Source organism: Paracidovorax sp. MALMAid1276 (genome assembly GCF_049198005.1).
Lineage (GTDB): Bacteria > Pseudomonadota > Gammaproteobacteria > Burkholderiales > Burkholderiaceae_C > Acidovorax.
In genome coordinates, this window is record NZ_JBMIRS010000106.1 from 14,906 (window position 1) to 32,500 (window position 17,595).

17 protein-coding genes (1 of these 17 running past the window's edge) are annotated in these 17,595 nt (G+C 64.3%); all 17 read left to right on the forward strand.

All coding sequences use genetic code 11. The annotated features are described in order from the left end of the window. Positions 1-104: 104 nt before the first annotated feature. Positions 105-866: an SMC-Scp complex subunit ScpB gene (scpB, locus tag ACOQFS_RS07450; RefSeq protein WP_421562266.1), complete on the forward strand. Its 762-nt coding sequence runs from the start codon at positions 105-107 to the stop codon at positions 864-866. Then, the gene (locus tag ACOQFS_RS07455) at positions 866-2,467 is read left to right on the forward strand and encodes a pseudouridine synthase (protein ID WP_421562267.1); all 1,602 of its coding nucleotides are present in this window, start codon (positions 866-868) and stop codon (positions 2,465-2,467) included. The genes scpB and ACOQFS_RS07455 overlap by 1 nt, the downstream gene beginning before the upstream one ends. 87 nt (positions 2,468-2,554) lie before the next feature. Beyond that, on the forward strand, positions 2,555-2,980 hold the full coding sequence (gene ndk, locus ACOQFS_RS07460) for a nucleoside-diphosphate kinase (protein WP_421562268.1): 426 nt from the start codon (positions 2,555-2,557) through the stop codon (positions 2,978-2,980). Between the two features lie 90 nt (positions 2,981-3,070). Next, positions 3,071-4,195: a 23S rRNA (adenine(2503)-C(2))-methyltransferase RlmN gene (rlmN, locus tag ACOQFS_RS07465; protein ID WP_421562269.1), complete on the forward strand. Its 1,125-nt coding sequence runs from the start codon at positions 3,071-3,073 to the stop codon at positions 4,193-4,195. Positions 4,196-4,248: 53 nt separating this feature from the next. Beyond that, positions 4,249-5,085, forward strand: a complete 837-nt coding sequence (gene pilW / locus ACOQFS_RS07470) for a type IV pilus biogenesis/stability protein PilW (protein ID WP_421562270.1) — start codon at positions 4,249-4,251, stop codon at positions 5,083-5,085. Beyond that, on the forward strand, positions 5,078-6,052 hold the full coding sequence (locus tag ACOQFS_RS07475; RefSeq protein ID WP_421562271.1) for a helix-turn-helix domain-containing protein: 975 nt from the start codon (positions 5,078-5,080) through the stop codon (positions 6,050-6,052). Before pilW ends, ACOQFS_RS07475 begins: the two co-directional genes overlap by 8 nt. Continuing rightward, entirely contained in the window at positions 6,053-7,333 is a 1,281-nt protein-coding gene (ispG, locus tag ACOQFS_RS07480) for a flavodoxin-dependent (E)-4-hydroxy-3-methylbut-2-enyl-diphosphate synthase (protein ID WP_421562272.1), read from the forward strand. 93 nt (positions 7,334-7,426) lie between these two features. Continuing rightward, on the forward strand, positions 7,427-8,719 hold the full coding sequence (gene hisS / locus ACOQFS_RS07485) for a histidine--tRNA ligase (protein WP_421562273.1): 1,293 nt from the start codon (positions 7,427-7,429) through the stop codon (positions 8,717-8,719). Between the two features lie 14 nt (positions 8,720-8,733). Beyond that, the gene (locus ACOQFS_RS07490; protein ID WP_421562274.1) at positions 8,734-9,423 is read left to right on the forward strand and encodes a YfgM family protein; all 690 of its coding nucleotides are present in this window, start codon (positions 8,734-8,736) and stop codon (positions 9,421-9,423) included. Further along, positions 9,423-10,589, forward strand: coding sequence for an outer membrane protein assembly factor BamB (gene bamB / locus ACOQFS_RS07495; protein ID WP_421562275.1), 1,167 nt, complete (start codon positions 9,423-9,425; stop codon positions 10,587-10,589). The genes ACOQFS_RS07490 and bamB overlap by 1 nt, the downstream gene beginning before the upstream one ends. 13 nt (positions 10,590-10,602) lie before the next feature. After that, positions 10,603-11,943, forward strand: a complete 1,341-nt coding sequence (der, locus tag ACOQFS_RS07500) for a ribosome biogenesis GTPase Der (RefSeq protein WP_421562276.1) — start codon at positions 10,603-10,605, stop codon at positions 11,941-11,943. Between the two features lie 148 nt (positions 11,944-12,091). Continuing rightward, complete coding sequence (gene hfq, locus ACOQFS_RS07505; protein WP_421562277.1) at positions 12,092-12,346, forward strand: RNA chaperone Hfq; 255 nt, start codon at positions 12,092-12,094, stop codon at positions 12,344-12,346. 72 nt (positions 12,347-12,418) lie between these two features. Further along, positions 12,419-13,579 carry a GTPase HflX gene (gene hflX / locus ACOQFS_RS07510; RefSeq protein WP_421562278.1) on the forward strand — a complete coding sequence of 387 codons (1,161 nt, stop codon included), beginning with the start codon at positions 12,419-12,421 and terminating at the stop codon, positions 13,577-13,579. Positions 13,580-13,634: 55 nt separating this feature from the next. Beyond that, positions 13,635-15,023 carry an FtsH protease activity modulator HflK gene (hflK, locus tag ACOQFS_RS07515; protein ID WP_421562279.1) on the forward strand — a complete coding sequence of 463 codons (1,389 nt, stop codon included), beginning with the start codon at positions 13,635-13,637 and terminating at the stop codon, positions 15,021-15,023. Between the two features lie 9 nt (positions 15,024-15,032). Next, positions 15,033-15,935, forward strand: coding sequence for a protease modulator HflC (gene hflC, locus ACOQFS_RS07520; RefSeq protein ID WP_421562280.1), 903 nt, complete (start codon positions 15,033-15,035; stop codon positions 15,933-15,935). Between the two features lie 181 nt (positions 15,936-16,116). Further along, the gene (locus ACOQFS_RS07525) at positions 16,117-17,265 is read left to right on the forward strand and encodes an ATP phosphoribosyltransferase regulatory subunit (protein WP_421562281.1); all 1,149 of its coding nucleotides are present in this window, start codon (positions 16,117-16,119) and stop codon (positions 17,263-17,265) included. Positions 17,266-17,294: 29 nt separating this feature from the next. Then, positions 17,295-17,595, forward strand: partial view of an adenylosuccinate synthase gene (locus ACOQFS_RS07530; protein WP_421562282.1) — the beginning only. Its footprint extends 1,076 nt past the window's final position; the window shows 301 of its 1,377 coding nt (coding positions 1-301); the start codon lies at positions 17,295-17,297; its stop codon lies beyond the right edge, outside the window.

Consider the following 17,595-nt stretch of genomic DNA (forward strand, 5'->3'; position numbering starts at 1 on the left):
TTTGCACCTGCCCCCACGCTCCATGAGGCCGGTGCCCTTGATTGCCCCCTGATGTTGATGTGCCGCCCGCCCTCGCGCGGCACCTGTCCAGGAATCGCTGAACCATGAATACGGTGGATGCCAAACGGGTCCTCGAAACCGCGCTGATCTGCGCGCAGCTGCCCCTGCCTCTGCGCGACTTGCGCGTGCTGTTCAACGAGGCACTGGGCTCGGACACCTTGAAAACCCTGCTGCAGGAACTGCAGCTGGAATGGGCGCACAAAGGTGTGGAACTGGTGCAGGTGGCCACAGGCTGGCGGTTTCAAAGCCGCCCCGAAATGCGCGAGTTTCTCGACCGCCTTCATCCCGAGAAGCCGCCGCGGTATTCGCGCGCAACGATGGAGACGCTGGCGATCATCGCCTACCGCCAGCCGGTCACGCGTGGCGACATCGAGGACATCCGAGGCGTCACGGTGAACAGCCTGATCATCAAGCAGCTGGAAGACCGGGGCTGGGTGGAGGTCATCGGACACCGTGAGACGGTGGGCCGCCCGTCGCTCTTTGCCACCACGAGGCAGTTCCTCGATGACATGGGCTTGCAGTCGCTGGACCAGCTGCCGGTGCTGGACGACCCCACGGGCAATGCCAATGTGCTGGAGGCCATGGCGGCTGCAGCTCAGGGGGTGATAGAAGCGCCACCGGAGTTGCCCGGTGGGACCGATGGCGTCTCGGGGTCGGACGAGCCGACGGACGTTGCCGTGGCTGACGATGCAGCGCATGCAGTGAGCCCGCAGGGGATCTCGGGTGATTTTTTTCAGACCGCGGAGGATGGCTTCCGCGACAACCATCGTGATGGTGCCGAGGATGGCACCCAGGGAAACAGTTGATGAACGATTCGAGCTCCGAAGGTCAAGACGCAGAGCGTCCAGCAGAGGGTGCGCACTTGACGCCGGACATCCCAAAGCCTGCTGCGCGGCGCGCGCCCCGCAAGAAGGCGCCGGCGGCCGCAGATTCGCCGGCGGACGCCGTAGTGCAGCGCGACGACCCGGCGAACAGCGTGGCTGGGGCGGCTGAGGTGAGTCCGCCGGCTGCGGCGGCTTCGCTAGATGCGCCAGCAACCCCCGTTGCGGGCGATCCGGGCATGCCGGAGAAGGCTGACTCGGCGGCGGCTGCGGCTGCGGGTGCGGCTGCGGCTGCGGTTGCAAGCGGCCCATCGCCATCCCCGTCCGAGCGCGGGCCGCGCCCGGATGCGAGTGCAGCAGGGCAGGGTTCTGCGCAGCCCCGTGAGGCTGGCAAAGGCGGCAAGCAGCGCAAGGCCCCGGGCCGGGGTGTGGATGGCTATCAGTTTGCGGACGTGGTGTCGGGCCGTTTTGACGAGGATGAGGCGGCGCCCGAGACCGTCCCGGGCAAGCGGGTGCTTGCGCCACAGGTCGAAACCCCCAAGCTGCACAAGGTGCTCGCCCAGGCCGGCCTCGGCTCGCGCCTGGAGATGGAGCAGCTCATCCTGGAAGGGCGCATCTCTGTCAACAACGAGCCCGCGCACATCGGCCAGCGCATCCAGTACGGAGATCAGGTCAAGGTCAACGGCAAGCCCATCCGCTACCGCATTGACCCACCGCCGGCGCGCGTGATCGCCTACCACAAGCCGGTGGGTGAAGTGGTGACCCATGACGATCCGCAGAACCGGCCCACCGTGTTCCGCAAGCTGCCGCGCCTGGCGCAGGGAAAGTGGCAGTCGGTGGGGCGACTGGACTTGAACACCGAGGGTCTGCTGCTGTTCACGAGTTCGGGCGAGTTGGCCAACAAGCTCATGCACCCTCGCTTCGGCCTGGAGCGTGAGTACGCCGTGCGCGTGCTGGGCGCGCTGAGCAACGAGGAGAAGCAGCGCCTGCTGGATGGCGTTCGTCTGGACGACGGCATGGCATCGTTTGGTTCCATCGAGGACGGCGGTGGCGAAGGCTCCAACTGCTGGTACCGCGTGACCATTTCGGAAGGGCGCAACCGTGAAGTGCGCCGGATGATGGAGTCCGTGGGGCACGCCGTCAGTCGGCTGATCCGCATTCGCTACGGCGCCATGGTGTTGCCCCGAGGCCTCAAGCGCGGTGCCTGGCTCGAACTGGACGACAGTGATATCCGCGCGCTGATGCAGGCTGCAGGCGCGGGCCAGGGCGCTGGCCGGTCGGAGTCTGCTACGGGCCGCGCGGATGCCGGCGCGGCGCCGGGCCGTGGCGGGCGCGGGGGCTCCAACAACAACGCGCGCAACCGGGGAGGCAATGGGCCGCGCGGCGGGAATCCGGCCGCAGGCGGGGCGCAACGGGGCCCGAAGGGGCGGCGTGATGGCCAGGCCGCCGGCGACCAGCGGGGCTCCGCCCAGCCGGATCCGATGAAGACATCGGTCGGCTATATCGGCATGGACAGCCTCTCCCGCCACCGCCAGGACAGCAAGCGCCGCCCCGGTGGCGGAGGCTCCAGGCGCGGTGGGCGCTAAGCCCTCCCGTGGGCATCCACGGTTAGAATCGAGGGCTTTGTCCGATGGACAAACGAGTTTCAGCAACATCCAATCAGGAAAATCAACATGGCTATCGAACGCACTCTCTCCATCATCAAGCCTGACGCAGTGGCCAAGAACGTCATCGGTCAGATCTACGCCCGTTTTGAAGCCGCCGGCCTCAAGGTGGTGGCAGCCCGCATGGCCCATCTGTCGCGCCTGGAAGCCGAGCAGTTCTACGCAGTGCACAAAGAGCGCCCCTTCTTCAAGGATCTGGTCGACTTCATGATCTCCGGCCCGGTGATGATCCAGGCGCTGGAAGGCGAGAACGCGATCCTGAAGAACCGCGAACTGATGGGTGCCACCGACCCCAAGAAGGCCGAACCCGGCACCATCCGCGCCGACTTTGCCGACAGCATCGACGCCAACGCCGTGCACGGCTCGGACGCTGCCGAAACCGCCGCCGTGGAAGTGGCGTTCTTCTTCCCTGGCCTCAACATCTACTCGCGCTGATATGGCGTTGATCCCCATGCCTGTTCCCGCAGTTGCGGGAGGCCTGCGCCATGGGGACTGTTGCGCCAGGCCGAAACGGAGCCCTGCGCAATGACGACCACCAATCTGCTGGAATTTGATCTCGACGGGCTTGCCGCATTCTGCGAAAAGCTGGGCGAGAAGCGGTTTCGTGCCACCCAGCTGTTCCGCTGGGTGCATCAGCGTGGCGCAAGCAATTTTGACGCCATGAGCGACCTGGCCAAGAGCCTGCGCGACAAGCTCAAGGGCTGCGCGAGGGTCGAGAGCCTTCCGGTCATTTCAGAGCACGTGTCGTCCGATGGCACGGTGAAATGGCTGTTCGACGTGGGCGACGGCAACGCGGTGGAAGCCGTGTTCATTCCCGAGGATGACCGAGGCACGCTGTGTATCTCCTCCCAGGCCGGATGCGCCGTGGGCTGCCGGTTCTGCTCCACGGGCCATCAGGGCTTCAGCCGCAACCTCACCACCGGTGAGATCGTCGCGCAGCTCTGGTTTGCCGAACATGCGCTGCGCAAGCGCCTCCACCGTGAAGACCGCGTCATCTCCAACGTGGTGATGATGGGCATGGGCGAGCCGCTGCAGAACTATGCGGCGCTGGTGCCGGCGCTGCGCGTGATGCTGGATGACCACGCATATGGGCTGTCTCGCCGAAGGGTCACTGTGTCGACCTCGGGGGTGGTACCCATGATGGACAGGCTGGCGCAGGACTGCCCCGTGGCGCTGGCCGTGTCGCTGCACGCACCCAACGACCCTTTGCGCGACAACCTGGTTCCGCTCAACCGCAAATACCCTGTTCAAGAGCTGCTCGAGGCCTGCAACCGCTACCTGGAACATGCCCCGCGCGACTTCATCACGTTCGAGTACTGCATGCTGGACGGAGTGAATGACACGCCCGAACACGCACGGCAGCTGGTGGAACTTGTGAAGCCCGCGCGCGGCGCGGGCGTGCGCTGCAAGTTCAACCTGATCCCTTTCAACCCGTTTCCCGCGTCGGGGCTATTGCGTTCGCCGCAGAATCAGGTGCTTGCGTTTGCCAAGATCCTGAGCGACGCCGGAATCGTGACCACCGTGCGCAAGACGCGCGGCGATGACATCGACGCCGCCTGCGGCCAGCTCGCGGGCGATGTGAAGGACCGTACACGCGCGGCGGAGCGCATGGCGAAGCAACGCACAATCGTGCTCAAGCCGGTTGTTTGATCGAACCCCTCCGGGGGTCTTGTAACTCAGCACACGCATCAAGGAGGCACTGCATGGTGGGATTGGTTGGACGCTGGCGGCAGTTCGGTCGCTGGACACTCGCAGCATGGGGTGCAGTGTTGTGCGCAGGGGTCTTGCAGGGTTGTGCCAGCCGCCCCGGTGACGTTGGCGCCGGCGAAGGTACGGCCGCCACGTTCACCGCCTCGGACGAACCCGAATCGCGGCGCAGGGCGCGCATCCGGCTGGAGCTGGCGGCCAACTACTTCGAGAGGGGGCAGACCACCGTGGCCCTGGACGAGGTCAAGCAGGCGCTGGCTGCAGACCCGACATACCCCGATGCCTTCAATCTGCGCGGCCTGATCTTCATGCGCATGGCCGACTTCCCCCAGGCAGACGACAGCTTCCGCCGGGCCATGGCCTTGCGTGGCAACGATCCCAACATTCAGCACAACTATGGCTGGCTGCTGTGCCAGCAGCAAAAGTTTGCCGAGGCCGACGCGCAGTTCGCGCGCGCCATTGCCAACCCTGCGTATACCGCGCGCGGCAAGACGCTGATGGCGCGCGGGCTGTGCCAGTCCAGCGCTGGCCAGTTTGCAGAAGCCGAGCAGTCCTTGCTCAAGGCCTACGAGGTGGACGCGGGCAACCCTGTGGTGGGGTATCACCTGGCTTCGCTGCTGTTTCGGCGCGGTGAACACACGCGCGCGCAGTTCTACATTCGGCGCCTGAACAACAGCGAGCTGTCCAACGCCGAAACGCTGTGGCTGGGCATCAAGATCGAGCGCGCCATCGGCGACACGGTGGCCATGCGCCAGCTGGCCGACCAGTTGCGCAAGCGGTATCCAGAATCCAAGGAAATGGGCGCATACGAGCGTGGGGCCTTCAATGACTGATGGAGTGACGGCGGATGCCGGCGTGACGGCCGGCACGCTATTGAGAGAGGCGCGCATCGCCGCCGGAATGCACATTGCGGCCCTGGCCGTGGCCCTGAAGGTTCCGGTGGGCAAGCTGGAGGCGCTGGAGGCCGACAACTACGAGGTGTTGCCGGACACGGTGTTCGTGCGGGCGCTGGCCTCCAGTGTGTGCCGGACACTGAAGATCGACCCCGCGCCCGTGATGGCTTTGCTGCCACGCAGCCAGAGCCCGCAGCTGGGCACGGATGCCGCAGGTCTCAATGCGCCGGTGAAAGGCCGCTCGGGCAAGGCGTCGGCGTCGTCGTTCAAGGGCTCTGCCCCTGGCTCGGGCGCAGCCTCTCGGTCGGTGGCGGTGGTGGTGCTGGCGCTTCTGGCGGGGGCCCTGGCCCTCGTGTACTTTCCGCGCACGCCTGGCGAGCTGGCGGGCTCTGAGCCGCGCGCTGCTGAGGGGCCATCGGCGGGCGAGCCGGCGTCGGCCGTGCCCGATTTGGCGGGCGCCGGCCCGCGTGGTGTGGAGGCATCACCCGCGTTGCCCGGTGCGGCCGCGCCCTCTGCTGCCGCTCCGCAAGTCGGCGTCGTGTCTGCAGCCACCCCGGCGTCGGCCCCCCCGCCCGCCGCGGCTGCGTCCGTACCTGTTGCTGCGGTATCGGTGCCGTCTGCGCAGGCCGCGCCGTCGACCGCAACCCCCGCCAGTGCGCCCGTCGCTGCCGCTGGCCTGTTGCAGCTGCGCGCGCGCAGCGAGTCCTGGGTCCAGGTCAAGGATGCGTCGGGTGCCGTTGTTCTGCAGAGGAACCTGGCACCGGCCGAGGTGGTTTCCGTTTCCGGGACGGTGCCGCTGGCCGTGGTGGTCGGTCGCGCAGATGCCACGGAGGTGCTGGTGCGCGGCAAACCGTTTGAACTGTCGTCAGTGGCTCGCGAGAACGTCGCGCGCTTCGAGGTGAAATAAGTGGACAACTTACAGCGAGATGCAGGGCCTGTTCCGCTGGCTTCGCCGCTGCCGCGGCGATCGCGCCAGGCGCGGGTGGTGTGGGGTTCGAGGGTGGTCACGGTGGGCGGCGATGCGCCCGTGCGCGTGCAGTCCATGACCAACACCGACACCGTGGATGCCATCGGTACGGCCATCCAGGTCAAGGAGCTGGCGCAGGCCGGTTCCGAGTTCGTGCGCATCACGGTCAACACGCCGGAGGCGGCCGCTGCGGTGCCCTATATCCGGGAGCAGCTGGACCGGATGGGCGAAAGCGTTCCGCTGGTGGGCGACTTTCATTACAACGGGCACCGCCTGCTCACGGATTTCCCCGACTGCGCGCAGGCCTTGTCGAAGTACCGGATCAACCCGGGCAATGTGGGCAAGGGCAACAAGCGCGACCTGCAGTTCGGCCAGATGATCGACGCCGCGATGCGCTGGGACAAACCGGTGCGCATCGGCGTGAACTGGGGCAGCCTGGACCAGGAGCTGCTGGCCGGCCTGATGGATGTGAACAGCCGCCGCGCCACGCCCTGGGAGGCCCGGCAGGTCATGTACGAGGCGCTGATCGCATCGGCCATCGAATCCGCCCAGAGGGCCGAGCAGATGGGCATGAACGGTGACCAGATCATCCTCTCGTGCAAGGTCAGCGGTGTCCAGGACCTGATCGCCGTGTATCGCGAGCTGGCTCGCCGCTGTGACTATGCACTGCACCTGGGGTTGACCGAGGCCGGCATGGGCACCAAGGGAACGGTGGCCTCTGCCACCGCGCTGTCGGTGCTGCTCCAGGAGGGCATCGGCGACACGATTCGCGTGTCCCTGACGCCCCAGCCCGGCGAGGCGCGCACGCAGGAGGTCGTGGTCGCTTCCGAAATCCTGCAGGCACTCGGATTGCGGGTGTTCGTGCCCAGCGTGACGGCGTGCCCCGGCTGTGGTCGCACCACCAGCACCACGTTCCAGGAATTGGCCAAGCAGATCGATGACTATCTTCGCGCGCAGATGCCGGTGTGGCGTGTGCGCTATCCGGGCGTCGAAGGCATGAAGGTGGCCGTGATGGGCTGCATCGTCAACGGCCCGGGCGAGAGCAAACATGCCGACATCGGCATCAGCCTGCCCGGCACCGGCGAGGCGCCCGCAGCGCCCGTGTTCATCGACGGCGAAAAGGCCATGACCTTGCGCGGCGAAGGCATTGCGCAGGAGTTTCAGCAGATCGTGGAGAACTACATCGCGCGGCGCTTTGCGCCCAAGGCGGGTGTGGCCTGATTCGCCAAAACCAATTTGCTATAAATAGCGTAGCTGTCAGCCCTTGATGGATAAGCGCTGGGGCCGATTTTTATTCATATTTTTTAGAACAAGATGCAGAAGCTCGTTGCCGTGAAGGGCATGAACGACATTCTTCCGCCCGATTCGGCGCGGTGGGAATGGCTGGAAGACAAGGTGCGCAATCTCATGGCGCGCTACGCGTACCGCAACATCCGCACCCCCATCGTTGAACCCACGGCGCTGTTCGTGCGGGGTCTGGGCGAGGTGACCGACATCGTCGAGAAGGAGATGTACTCGTTCGAGGACCGCCTCAACGGCGAGCAGCTGACCTTGCGCCCCGAGGCCACGGCCGGTGTGGTGCGCGCAGTGGCCGAGCACTCGATGCTGTACGAGGGCGGCAAGCGCCTGTACTACATGGGCCCCATGTTCCGCCATGAGCGCCCGCAGCGCGGCCGCTACCGCCAGTTCCACCAGATCGGTGCCGAGGCGCTGGGCTTTCCGGGTGCGGAAGTCGATGCCGAGCTGATCCTGCTGGCCAATGCGCTGTGGCGGGAGCTGGGTCTTCAGAACGTGCGGCTGGAGCTCAACAGCCTGGGGCAGCCGGAGGAGCGCAAGGCGCACCGTGCCGCCCTGATCGCGTACCTGGAGCAGCACCAGGACGTGCTGGACGAAGAGGCCCGCCGGCGCCTGCACAGCAACCCGCTGCGCATCCTGGACACCAAGAACCCCGCGATGCAGGCCGTGGTGGAAGCGGCCCCGCGCCTGATCGACTTCCTGGGGCCCGAATCGCTGGCGCATTTCTCAGCCGTGCAGGCCATTCTCAGTGCCAACGGCGTGCAATGGCGGGTGAACCCGCGGCTGGTGCGCGGGATGGACTACTACAACCTCACCGTGTTCGAGTTCGTGACCGACCAGCTCGGCTCGCAAGGAACCATCTGCGGCGGCGGGCGCTATGACTACCTGATCGAACAGATCGGCGGCAAGGCCGCGCCGGCCGTGGGTTGGGCGCTGGGCGTGGAGCGTGTGCTGGAGCTTCTGAAGGAGCAGGGCCATGCTGCGCCGGTGCCGGTCCCGGATGTGTATGCGATCGTCCCGTCGGAGGCGGCCGTTCCGCTCGCCATGGCCACGGCCGAACGCTTGCGCGCCATGGGCCTGCGGGTGCAGATGCATGCGGCGGCATCGGGTGGCGCCGGGATGGGAAGCATGAAATCCCAGTTCAAGAAGGCCGACGGCAGCGGCGCCGCCCATGCGATCATTTTTGGCGAGGACGAGCTGGCGCGGGGCATGGTCACCGTCAAGGCGCTGCGCGACGGCGCGGGCGCGCAGAACGAGCAGCCGCTCGACGCGGTGGCAGACTGGGCGCCCCTCCTACAATCCAAAGGCTGAAACCAATCACACCCATGGCAAAACACCTCGACCTTGAAGAACAAGAGCAGCTTGACCAGCTCAAGCATTTCTGGAACACCTGGGGCACGCTGATCAGCTCCGTGGTGATCGTCGTGGCAGGCTCGCTCGCCGCCTGGAACGGTTACCAGTACTGGCAAAACCGCCAGGCCGTGCAGGCTGCGGCCCTGCTGGACGCGGTCGAAAGCGCATCGCAGTCGCGTGACCCGGCGCGCATGGAGCAGGCGTTTGGCGACCTGAAGGCCAAGTACGGCGGCACCGCCCAGGCCAGCCAGGCGGGGCTGACGCTGGCCAAGTACCTGGTGGGTACGGGCAATGCGCAGGGTGCCAAGGAGGCGCTGGCGTGGGTCAGCGAGAAGTCTTCGGACGACGGGCTGAAGGCGGTGGCGAAGCTTCGACTGTCCAGCGTCCTCATGGATGAGAAAAGCTACGACGAAGCCCTCAAGCTGGTGACTGGCGGCGTACCCCCGGAGTTTGAAGCGGCCTATGCGGACCGCAAGGGCGACATCCTGGTGTTGCAAGACAAACGCCAGGAGGCCATTGCCGAATACACGCGCGCCTACAAGGCCTTCGACGAAGGCGTCGAGTATCGCCGTCTGGTGGAGATCAAGCTCAATGCCTTGGGCGCTTCGGCGCAAGGCACCGCGGTGGCCGTGGCAGCCGATGCCGCCGGGGGCGCAAAGTGATGGGCGCGGGTTCTGGATGGGCCGCGCGGGGCGCCGGCGTGCTGCTGCGCAGGACGGCTGTCGTTGCAGTGGCCGCAGCACTCGGTGGCTGCTCGCTGTGGGGCGGCAGTGGGGCCAAGCCGGTGCCGGCTGACCTGGGTGCCAATGTGCCCGTGTTGGGGGTGCGCCAGGCGTGGACAGCCCGCGTGGGAACGCCGGTGGGCACGCCGCTCGAGGTGCACGCCGCAGGCAACACCGTGACGATCGCCTCGGCGGACGGTGTGGTGGCTGCGATCGATGCCCGCACGGGCGGCGATGTGTGGCGCGTCAGCCTGGCTGAGCCACTCGCTGCCGGGGTGGGGTCTGACGGCAGGACTGCGGCCGTCGCCACACGCAGCAACGCCTTGGTGGTCCTTGATGCAGGCCGCGAACGGTGGCGGCAATCGCTGGGAGCCCAGGTGTTCACGCCGCCACTGGTGGCAGGCGGCCGGGTGTTCGTGCTGTCGGCCGATCGCACCGTGACCGCGTTCGATGCCTCTACGGGGCGCAAGCTCTGGACCCAGCAACGCTCGGGCGAGGCACTGATCCTGCGTCAGGCGGGCGTGCTGCGCGCCGTCGGTGACACGCTCGTTGTCGGCCTGTCGGGGCGCATGGTGGGTTTGAACCCGGACAACGGCACCGTGCGCTGGGAGGCCCCCATCGCCAGTCCGCGAGGCACCAACGATGTCGAGCGGCTGGTCGAGCTGGTCGGGCGCACCAGCCGCGAAGGCGACAGTGTGTGTGCCCGCGCTTTCCAGGCGACCGTTGGCTGTGTCGACACCGTGCGCGGCGGCGTGGTGTGGACGCAGGCGGCCAGCGGGTCCGAAGGCATCCATGGCGATGAGCAGACTCTTTTCGGAACCGAGAGCAACGGTGTGGTTACCGCATGGCGCCGTTCGGACGGCACCCGCACCTGGACGACAGAGCGACTCAAGCACCGCCGCCTGACAGCGCCGCTGCTTCTCGGGCGGTCCGTCGTGGTGGGGGACGATTCGGGCCTGGTGCACCTGCTCTCGCGCACCGACGGCTCCCCGTTGAACCGGTTGCCCACGGACGGCTCGCCCATTGGCGCTGCACCCGTGGTGGCCGCGGACACGCTGGTGGTGGTGACGCGCAACGGCGCGGTATACGGTTTCCGCCCCGAATGACAGGGCGTACGCAATGAAGCCAGTCATCGCCCTCGTGGGGCGTCCGAACGTCGGAAAGTCCACGCTGTTCAATCGGCTCACGAAGTCCCGCGACGCCATCGTCGCGGACTTCGCCGGCCTCACGCGCGACCGTCATTACGGCAACGGTAAGCAGGGCAAGCACGAATACATCGTGATCGACACGGGCGGTTTCGAGCCGGATGCCTCGAGCGGCATCTACCGCGAGATGGCCAAGCAGACCCAGCAGGCCGTGGCCGAGGCCGATGTGGTGATCTTTGTGGTGGATGCGCGGGCGGGCCTGTCTGCGCAAGACCACGACATCGCGAAGTATCTGCGGCGGCTGAGCAAGCCGTGCGTGCTGGTCGCCAACAAGGCGGAAGGCATGCTGGAGGGCGTGCAGCTGGCCGAGTTCTATGAGCTCGGCCTGGGCCAGGTGTTGCCGGTGTCTGCTGCACATGGCCAGGGCATCCGTGGACTGGTGGACCTGGCGCTGGAGCCGCTGCAGCTGCCCGAGCCCGACGAGGAGCTTGAAGCCAACAAGAGCGTGATCAAGCTGGCGGTGGCAGGTCGTCCCAACGTGGGCAAGTCGACCCTGATCAACGCTTGGCTGGGCGAAGAGCGCCTGGTGGCGTTTGACATGCCGGGCACCACCCGCGACGCCATCAGCGTGCCCTTCGAGCGCAACGGACAGCGTTTTGAACTGGTGGACACGGCCGGCCTGCGCCGCAAGGGCAAGGTGTTTGAGGCCATCGAGAAATTCTCGGTGGTCAAGACACTTCAGGCGATCGAGTCGGCCCATGTCGTGCTGTTGCTGCTCGATGCAACCCAGGGCGTGACGGACCAGGACGCGCACATTGCGGGCTACATCCTTGAAAGCGGTCGAGCCGTGGTGGTCGCCGTCAACAAGTGGGATGCGGTGGATGACTATCAGCGCCAGTTGCTGGAGCGATCCATCGAGACCCGTCTGGCGTTCCTGAAGTTTGCCTCGCTGCACTTTATCTCCGCCAAGAAGCGTCAGGGCCTGGGGCCTTTGTGGACTTCCATCATTCAGGCGCACAAGGCGGCGACATGCAAGATGTCCACGCCGGTGCTCACGCGCTTGCTTCTCGAAGCGGTTCAGTTCCAGAGCCCCAAGCGGGCCGGCATGTTCCGGCCCAAGCTCCGCTACGCCCACCAGGGCGGCATGAATCCGCCGGTGATCGTGATCCACGGCAATTCCCTGGAGCACGTCACGGACGCGTACAAGCGGTTTCTTGAGGGGCGATTCCGCAAGGAGTTCGATTTGGTGGGGACACCGCTGCGGATCGAGTTGAAAACGTCGCACAACCCGTTTGCCGACAAGGATGAGACCTGAGAGGTCGTGAACCCGGCAGGGCGCGAGCCAACCCTCGCGCCCCGCTAATAGCCGTCAGTGACAGGGGCCTTGCGCGCCGTTTTCCGAGCGGAGCCGGGGCTGTGGTAATGTCTTGGTTTAACAACAACACTTGAACACGGAGAATATCGTGAGCAATAAAGGCCAACTTTTGCAAGACCCCTTCCTCAACGCATTGCGTCGGGAGCACGTGCCGGTTTCCATCTACTTGGTGAACGGTATCAAGCTGCAGGGTCAAATCGAGTCCTTCGACCAGTATGTCGTGCTGCTGCGCAATACGGTGACACAAATGGTCTACAAGCACGCCATCTCCACCATCGTTCCAGGGCGTGCAGTCAATTTCTCGACGGCTGATACGCCGGATGCTGACACCACCAACGCGTAGTTTGAATTCGTCTGTCAGGTGGTCGGTGAGGCCCGCCACGTTGAAAGCGGGCTCGCCGTGAGTGCTTCAAACATGCAGCCCGCAGCAGGCACTCCTGTGCTGCTCGTGGGCGTAGACCTTGGCCTACCCCATTTCGATGGCGAACTTGAGGAGCTGGGCCTGCTCGCTAAAACGGCAGGGCTTGCCCCTGTGGCGCGCATCACGTGCAAACGCAAGGCACCCGACGCGGCGCTGTTTGTAGGAAGCGGCAAAGCCGACGAGATCCGGACGCTGGCCGCCATGCATGGTGCATCCGAGATTCTGTTTGACCAGGCCTTGAGCCCGGCCCAGCAGCGCAATCTGGAGCGATATCTGGAACTGCCGGTCAACGACCGGACACTGCTCATCCTTGAGATATTTGCCCAGCGTGCGAGAAGCCACGAGGGCAAGCTGCAGGTCGAGCTCGCACGCCTTCAATACCTCAGTACACGGCTGGTGCGCCGCTGGTCGCACCTTGAGCGGCAGACGGGCGGCATTGGTGCGCGCGGCGGCCCTGGTGAGAAGCAGATCGAGCTGGATCGCCGCATGATTGGAGACGCCATCAAGCGAACCCGAGATCGGCTTGTGAAGGTCAAGCGTCAACGGTCGACGCAGCGCCGTCAACGCGAACGGCGCGACACGTTCAATATTTCACTGGTGGGATACACCAATGCGGGCAAGTCCACGCTGTTCAACGCCTTGGTGAAGGCCCGTGCTTACGCCGCAGACCAGTTGTTTGCCACCCTGGACACCACGACACGGCAGCTGTATCTGTCCGGTGCGGGCAGGTCGGTATCTTTGTCGGACACGGTGGGATTCATCCGCGATCTTCCTCACGGCCTGATTGATGCCTTTCAGGCCACACTGCAGGAAGCGGTCGATGCGAATCTCCTCCTGCACGTGGTGGATGCATCGAATGAGGATTTTCCTGAACAGATGGCTCAGGTCGAGCGCGTCCTGCAGGAGATTGGTGCCGCAGACATTCCGCAGGTACTGGTCTTCAATAAGCTGGATGCACTTGGCGCAGCCCAGCGGCCCGCCCTGCTGCAAGATCACTACGAGGTGGCCGGGCAAAGCATCCCGAGGTTGTTTGTGAGCGCCAGCACGGGTGAGGGGCTGGAGAGTCTGCGGGAATTGCTGGCCGCCAGGTTGCTGGCAGAGGCCGACGCCATGCCCCCAGGTGCTGCCAATGAATTGCCAGGCGAATCGAGCTGATTGGGCACAATGCCGTTATTGGCTCCACGTCATTTGAGAACCAGAGACTTCGCGCATGAATTTTCCGAATCGAACCCAGCGATGGACGCTGTTGCCCGAACGTGTTCGCAACATGTTCAACCTGAACGATCCCCGCTGGGGGCGTGGGGAGGACAAGTCCGATGATGCGGCCCGTCCCGACGAGCGCCCAGCGCCGCCTCCTTCTTCCGGCAACAGCGGGCGTGACCCCGGGAACGGCAACGGGGGACATCGTGGCGGCAACAACAACGGGCAGCCTCCTGATCTGGATGAGTTGTGGAGAGACCTCAACCGCAAGCTGGGGGGGCTCTTTGGCGGCAAGGGTGGTGGGCGCGGCGCGGGCTCCGGTGGTGGCGGAGGATTTCAGCCGGACATGAAGAACGCAGGTGTCGGAATCGGGCTGATCGCCGGCGTCGTGTTTGTCATCTGGCTTGGCACCGGCTTCTTCATCGTCCAGGAAGGCCAGCAGGCCGTGATCACGCAGTTCGGCAAGTACAAGAGTACCGTCGGAGCGGGGTTCAACTGGCGACTTCCATACCCCATCGAGCGCCACGAGCTGGTTTTCGTGACGCAGATCCGCTCCGCCGATGTCGGTCGCGACACCATCATCAAGAGCACCGGACTGCGTGAATCTGCGATGTTGACGGAAGACGAAAACATCGTGGAGATCAAGTTTGCGGTGCAGTACCGTTTGAACGACGCCCGTGCTTGGCTTTTCGAAAGCAAGAATCCCACCGATGCAGTGGTTCAGGCGGCCGAGACTGCGGTGCGCGAGGTGGTTGGGAAGATGCGCATGGACACCGCGTTGGCGGAAGAGCGCGACCAGATTGCCCCCCGGGTGCGAACACTTATGCAAACCATCCTGGATCGCTACAAGGTCGGGGTGGAGGTGGTCGGCATCAACTTGCAGCAGGGTGGCGTGCGCCCGCCCGAGCAGGTGCAATCCTCCTTCGATGACGTGCTCAAGGCTGGCCAGGAGCGTGAGCGCGCCAAGAACGAGGCCCAAGCCTATGCGAACGACGTGATTCCGCGTGCTGTGGGCTCGGCAGCTCGGCTGAACGAAGAGGCAGCTGCCTACAAGGCGCGTATCGTGGCCCAGGCCCAGGGTGATGCGCAGCGCTTTTCGTCCATCCTTGCCGAGTATCAGAAGGCGCCGCAGGTTACGCGGGACCGGATGTATCTCGAAGCGATGCAACAAATCTACGGCAACGTCACAAAGATCCTTGTGGATTCGCGCCAGGGCTCCAACCTGCTTTACTTGCCGCTGGACAAGATCATGCAAGGGGTTGCTGCCGGGCAGGGGCCTGCGGAGCCAGGCGGCGCTGCTGCGGCTCCCGCACCCGCGTCACCCGCACCTTCCTCTACATTTTCGAACGACCCGCGGGCCCGCGACAGCAGTCGCACACGTGATCGTGAATCCCGCTAGGAGCTATCTGTGAACAGAGTTGGATTTATCGCTTCTTCCTTACTGGTGGTGCTTGCGCTGATGAGCTCCATGCTTTTTGTGGTGGATCAGCGCCAGTTTGGAGTGCTGTACGCCCTGGGCCAGATCAAGGAAGTGATCACGGAGCCCGGGCTGAACTGGAAGCTTCCGCCCCCGTTTCAGAATGTGTCGTACATCGATAAGCGCCTGTTGACGCTGGACAGCACGGATACAGAGCCCATGCTGACGGCAGAGAAGCAGCGGGTCGTCATTGACTGGTATGTCCGCTGGCGCATTTCTGAACCATCGGAATACATCCGCAATGTGGGGTTGGACGAAAGTGCTGGCGCCTTGCAGCTCAACCGGGTGGTGCGGAATGCCTTTCAGGAGGAAATCAACAAGCGCACCGTCAAGGAATTGCTTTCGCTAAAGAGAGAAGCGCTGATGGCCGACGTCAAGCGCGAGGTGCTGGAAACCGTTCGCGGTGCGAAACCGTGGGGGGTGGACGTGGTGGATGTGCGCATAACGCGGGTGGACTACGTGGAATCAATCACTGAATCCGTCTACCGCCGAATGGAAGCAGAGCGCAAGCGTGTTGCCAACGAGTTGCGCTCCACCGGGGCGGCTGAGGGCGAAAAAATCCGCGCTGATGCAGATCGCCAGCGAGAGATCACGGTGGCCAATGCCTATCGTGACGCCCAGAAATTAAAGGGCGAAGGGGATGCTGAGGCGGCCCGCATTTACGCGGACGCGTTCGGCCGCGATCCTCAGTTTGCACAGTTCTACAGAAGCCTGGAAGCCTACAAGGCGAGCCTCAACAAGAAAGGCGACGTGATGGTGATAGAGCCTTCATCGTCCGAGTTTTTCAAAGCCTTTCGTGGTGGCGCGCCGGCCACTGCACAACCGCGCAAGTAGGTGGCCTCGATAGCTCTGGTACCCAAGCGGCGCGCTTCGTTGTCTCTCTAGTCCAGAGCTACTTTTTCGCACTGATTCACCTGTTCGAATTGCGGCACTGGCGGGCCAGATGAGCGCCGCTTTTCGGCCTGCGTTCGGCCTGCCGGTAGAATCGCGCTTTTAACAGCCTCCCGTTTTCTCCATGTCTGCTTGGGTCCTGCCGGATCACATTGCCGATGTCTTGCCGTCTGAAGCGCGGCACATCGAAGAATTGCGCCGCGGGTTGCTGGATACAGCCCGTACTTACGGGTATGAGTTGGTCATGCCGCCGCTGCTGGAGCATCTTGAGTCGCTCCTGACAGGGACGGGTGAGGCTCTGGATCTCCAAACGTTCAAATTGGTGGACCAGCTTTCGGGGCGGTCTATGGGCCTGCGCGCGGATACGACGCCTCAGGTTGCCCGTATTGACTCGCACTTGTTGAACCGGCAGGGCGTGACCCGTCTTTGCTACTGTGGTCCTGTGCTGCATGCTCGGCCTGACCGCCCCCACGCCACCCGCGAACCTCTTCAATTCGGGGCGGAAATTTATGGACACGCCGGACTCGAAGCGGATCTTGAAGCGTTGCAGCTTGCTCGGGAATGCCTGCGCGTTGCGAGTGTCGGTGAATCGTTGATTGATCTCGCCGATGTGCGGATCGTCCGGAATCTGCTCGTGGGCGTAGATATCTCAGCGCAGCACAAGAACCAGATTCATGCAGCGCTCAATGCGAAAGATGCCCAGGAGCTGGTGTCGCTGACGCGTGGGTTTCCTGTCCGTTCGCGCGATGGTCTTTTGGCGTTGTTGCAGCTGTACGGGGATGTGACGGTGCTGGACGAGGCCGCCAAAGCGCTTCGCTCGATCCCGGGTGTGGCTGAAGTTCTGGCCAGCCTGGGCTGGCTCGCTTCAAGGCTCGAAGATGCGACCGTCACTTTTGATCTGGCGGATCTTCGAGGCTACGCTTACTACAGCGGTGCACGTTTCGCGATTTACGCTCCAGGAGCCAGTGATGCGCTGGTGCGTGGCGGGCGGTACGACGAGGTGGGCGCGGTTTTTGGCAGAAATCGCCCCGCTGCAGGTTTCAGTCTTGATGTGAAGCAACTGGTCGGTGCTGTTGCGCCACGTGGGCTGAAGGCCGCCATCCGCGCGCCTTGGGGCGAAGGGAGCGATGTGGTCGCTGCGATCGCCGAGTTGCGCAGAGCCGGCCACACGGTGGTTTGCGTGCTCCCGGGGCACGAGAGTGAGGTTGATGAGTTTTGTTGTGACCGCGAACTTGCCTTTGTAGATGGGCAATGGGTCGTGCAGGCGGTTTGATCAGAAGACAACATTGAATTGGGTTTGAGATGAAAGCAAGCAAAGGTCGGAACGTTGTGGTGGTCGGTACCCAGTGGGGCGACGAAGGTAAGGGAAAACTGGTGGACTGGCTCACCGAGAGCGCCCAGGGGGTTGTCCGCTTTCAAGGCGGTCACAACGCGGGTCACACCTTGGTCATCAATGGTGTCAAGACAGCGCTGCACTTGATTCCGAGCGGCATCATGCGCCCTGGTGTGAAGTGCTATATCGGAAACGGTGTTGTGCTCTCAGCATCCAAGTTGTTTGAGGAAATCGAAGGCCTCGAGAAGGCGGGTGTAGAGGTGCGTTCCC